The organism is Nostoc cf. edaphicum LEGE 07299, from assembly GCF_015207245.1.
In the GTDB taxonomy this organism is placed as follows: domain Bacteria; phylum Cyanobacteriota; class Cyanobacteriia; order Cyanobacteriales; family Nostocaceae; genus Nostoc; species Nostoc edaphicum_B.
Genome location: NZ_JADEXF010000596.1, coordinates 1 through 3,806 on the forward strand (window position 1 = coordinate 1; position 3,806 = coordinate 3,806).

The following is a 3,806-nucleotide window of genomic DNA, read 5'->3' on the forward strand; positions in this document are numbered from 1 at the left end:
GTTATGGATAAGGAGAAAATTTGATGAAATTGTTAAAAATTTTGGAAAATCCTGAGGTTAAATTAGCCTCTAAAACTGATAGTAATTTTGTGGACTTAACAGCAGCACATCCCCGACCATTGTTAAAGCGATCGCACTGGCAATCTTTAAATGGGCTGTGGAAATTTGCATTTGATGACCAAGGAAAATGTGTCGAACCCGGCGATTTTTCCGAATGGTCTCATCATATAGAAGTTCCTTATGCGCCCGAATCTACCAAAAGTGGGATTAACGATCGCGGGTTTCATCCAAACTGCTGGTACGAGCGAGAATTTGAAACACCACCAGAGGACGGCAGATTACTGTTACACTTTGGCGCTGTGGACTATCGCGCTCGTGTGTGGGTAAACGATAAATACATAGCCGAGCATGAAGGCGGACACACCTCTTTCACTCTCGATATTACTCATGCCTTAAATGACAGTGGTACAACCAAGGTAACAGTGTGGGCGCAAGACGATCCGCACGACCTCGCCAAACCTCGTGGTAAACAAGATTGGCAGTTGAAACCCCATAGTATTTGGTATCCTCGCACGAGCGGTATTTGGCAGACAGTCTGGCTGGAGAGCGTAGGTGAGACTTATATCGGTAATCTTCGTTGGATTCCCGACTGCGAACGGTGGGAAATTGGGTTTGAAGCTGGGCTGGCTGGTAATTTACCTACTTCAGGTGTCCAAATTAAAATTAAACTCAGCGCTGGCGATCGCGTGTTAGCAAGCGATACTTATGAAGTATTCAATGGGGAAATTAGCCGCCGCATTGTTCTGAGCGATCCGGGTATTGACGACTGCCGTAATGAATTACTGTGGAGTCCAGAAAAGCCGACGCTGATAAATGCCCAAATTCAGCTATGGGATAAAGATCGTCTTTTAGATGAAGTGCAATCTTATACAGCAATGCGGACTGTCAGCATTCAGCGCGATCGCTTTATGCTCAACGGTCGCCCCTACTATCTGCGCCTAGTTCTCGACCAAGGGTATTGGCCTGAGACATTAATGACTCCACCTAGTGACGAAGCATTGCGGCGTGATGTAGAACTCGTCAAAGCTATGGGTTTTAACGGAGTACGCAAACACCAAAAGATTGAAGACCCCCGCTTTTTATATTGGGCAGACGTTTTAGGGTTGTTAGTATGGGAGGAGATGCCTAGCGCTTACCGTTTCACCCCAAAAGCTGTGGAACGGATGACGCGGGAGTGGACAGAAATCATCAAGCGAGATGTTAGCCATCCTTGTATTGTGGCGTGGGTTCCGTTTAATGAATCTTGGGGAGTGCCAAATTTGACTGAGACGGCGGCTCATCGTAACTACGTATTGGCAATGTATCATCTAACCAAGACTCTCGATCCGACTCGCCCAGTAATTGGTAACGATGGTTGGGAAAGTACAGATACCGACATCCTCGCTATTCACGATTATGACCGCCACCCTGAGCGATTAGCCCATCGCTACAGACCGGATATTCAGATATCGGATCTATTTGAGCGTAGCCGCCCTGGAGGACGCATTCTTACTCTGGATAACTATCCCCATCAGGGACAACCAGTAATGTTGACCGAGTTTGGTGGTATTGCTTATGCCCCTCTCGATCAACCGAATGCAGAGCAAGCTTGGGGATATGAAAACTGCTCGAATATCTCCGAATTACAAATGAAATACGCGGCTCTCTTGGAAACAGTTAACAACATTGAGCTATTTAGCGGATTCTGTTACACACAATTGACAGATACCTTCCAAGAAGCTAACGGTTTATTGTACGGCGATCGCACGCCGAAATTTCCCATTGAGGCAATCCGCGCAGCAACCCTCTCAGGACAAGGTTTATGTACTCCCACAAGCTGTTAAAGCCCGACGGACGCAAACTAAAGTTATACAGTCGCTACCCAATTACTAGTCAGTTAGAAGCCACTAGCCCTAGTAATGAGCCAGTGCAAGCTAATCCCCACCTGCGCTGGCACCCCTTGCGGGGTGAATGGGTAGCTTATGCTAGTCACCGTCAAGGGCGGACATTCATGCCGCCCCCAGAATATAATCCCCTCGCACCTACCACCAACCCTAAGTTCCCAACGGAACTACCCCAAGGCAAGTATGACGTGGCAGTGTTCGATAACCGCTTTCCCTCAATGAGTCTGACAGCCAACAATCCACCTGATATGATCGTGGAAACGTTACCAGCTAATGGAGCCTGTGAGGTAGTGGTTTTTACCCAAGATGCCCGCGCCTCGCTGAGTTCTTTACAGTTGGATCATCTAGATTTGCTGTTGAAAGTGTGGGGCGATCGCACCCGCGAACTAGGACTAAATCCTGAAATTCAGTATGTGTTGCCCTTTGAAAATAAAGGGGTAGAGGTGGGTGTAACATTGCACCATCCTCACGGGCAAATTTACGCTTATCCTTTTATACCGCCTGTTCCGGCGCGGATGCTGTCAATGCAGCAGGAGTATTATAAAGAACATCAACGGGGTTTACTGCAAGACTTGATTCAGAAGGAAATTGCAGACAATCAACGGATTATTTATCAAGATGAGTATGCGATCGCATTTGTCCCAGTCTGCGCTCGTTACCCCTATGAAGTCTGGATTGCGCCCAAAGAGCCAGTTGGCACTTTTATGGAACTTACCCCAGAACAACGTTGGGGACTTGCCAAAGCTTTAAAAACTGTCACTCTCAAGTATGATGGTTTGTGGAATCGCCCGTTTCCTTACTTGATGGCTTGGTTCCAAGCACCAACTGACGGTTTAGCGCATCCCGAAGCGCATTTACACGCCGAGTTTTTTCCACCATATCGGACAAGCGAAAGGCTAAAGTATCTGGCGGGAACCGAACTTGCAGCAGGGATGTTTGCCAATGATGCTTTACCGGAGGAGAAAGCGAAGGAACTACAAGCTGTGGTGGTAAATATTGAAGAACCGATTTCCGTGTGACAGGGGTTGAAACTGTAACTTACGGCAATTTTCATGTATTTGAACCACATCGTCGTAAGGGCACAGCAATGCTCATTGGTGTCAAATTAAGCTAAAAGCCTTTTCAAATCTCGTTTCCAGCCTCTGGGCTGGAAATGCTGTTCTTGGCGGCTCTGCCGCCAGCAAGGGAGGCGGAGCCTCTAGGACGGCATTCCCAGTCTGAGACTGGGAACGAGACAAGGAGACAATATCTAAAAGCTGATTCTAGGCTGGCTTTCAGGTTAAGTTGACACCAATGATCAATGCTGTGTCCCTACGTGTGGTCTATTTACCTGAAAATAGCTGTAATTTCTGGACAAACCTACGTATTTATTTGTGTTTCTTGACCTCTTGAATTAGTGCATCAACAAAGTATTTTAACCGTTCCTTTTTATCAGGGTTAGATATGGAAGAGATTTTTCGATGACTTCAATCCTTCCCTTATGATGTAATTTTCACTACTCATTAGCTTTGAAGTTTAAAACTAAAAGTATCAAGGTGCGATCGCGGAGTTTGAGGAAATAACAAAGGGTTAGGTCGATGGGTGGCAGTAAGTATCCTTTTACTTATGAGAATCGATGTTCTGATAAATAAATCAAAGGTTGCATTACAACTGTTCGACTTAAGTGTTCTTAGACTTTAGCTGCTGCGATCGCCCTTAAAAAACTTTTATAAAACAGACAAATAGATGAAGGGTAAGTGGTAAATATCTCAAACACTAGCTAAAAAAGATATCAGATGGGTTCTATATAACTCCAGACTGGATTCTGATAGTTCTGCTATAAGCCTTCTGATAGTGTATTTCTCCAAACAAAATAGTTTAGGC

At 45.7% G+C, this 3,806-nt stretch carries 2 protein-coding genes; both read left to right on the forward strand.

Going from position 1 to position 3,806, the window contains the following annotated elements; all coding sequences use genetic code 11:
• Nucleotides 1-23: 23 nt before the first annotated feature.
• A complete protein-coding gene (locus IQ229_RS17450) occupies nucleotides 24-1,883 on the forward strand; it encodes a glycoside hydrolase family 2 protein (RefSeq protein WP_194045867.1) in 1,860 nt (619 codons plus the stop codon).
• Nucleotides 1,862-2,962, forward strand: a complete 1,101-nt coding sequence (galT, locus tag IQ229_RS17455; protein ID WP_194045869.1) for a galactose-1-phosphate uridylyltransferase — start codon at nucleotides 1,862-1,864, stop codon at nucleotides 2,960-2,962. The genes IQ229_RS17450 and galT overlap by 22 nt, the downstream gene beginning before the upstream one ends.
• Nucleotides 2,963-3,806 lie beyond the last annotated feature (844 nt).